Source organism: Neisseria sp. SLRRB23 (assembly GCF_050896295.1).
GTDB lineage: Bacteria > Pseudomonadota > Gammaproteobacteria > Burkholderiales > Neisseriaceae > Neisseria.
In genome coordinates, this window is the sequence record NZ_JBPBFH010000098.1 from 1 (window position 1) to 376 (window position 376).

2 pseudogenes are annotated in these 376 nt (G+C 50.5%); both read right to left on the reverse strand.

What is annotated here, in order from left to right:
• Window positions 1–143 (reverse strand): annotated as a pseudogene (gene rmuC / locus ACRPFF_RS11250) (DNA recombination protein RmuC); the annotation flags it as partial.
• Window positions 136–270: pseudogene (locus ACRPFF_RS11255) on the reverse strand (GNA1162 family protein); the annotation flags it as partial. The pseudogenes ACRPFF_RS11255 and rmuC, both read right to left, overlap by 8 nt.
• Window positions 271–376 lie beyond the last annotated feature (106 nt).

The window sequence follows — 376 nt, forward strand, 5'->3', positions numbered from 1 at the left end:
AAGCTGCTTTGCGCCTGATCGATGCTTTTACCGACGCTTGCGAGCGTTTGGGCGAAACCGACAAACTTGTCATATAGCTTGCCGCCTTCGTCCGCAATCGCCAGTGCGTTTTGAGTTTGCTGCTCGTTGCGCCAAATCGACGAATCTCGGACCTTTCAAGATACCGTTGCGGGAATAGGGCGACAGTAGGTTGTATGCGGCGGTTTTGGAAACCTGATAACCGCGGTCGGTCAGGCTGTTGGCAATCTGATTGACCACTGCGCCGTCCAAATTTTCCCCTTATTTTGATATAAAAAATCCCTGCTTCAGGCCGTCTGAAACAGGGATAGATTAATTTCTGTCTCTTATACACATCTCCGAGCCCACGAGACTCGAC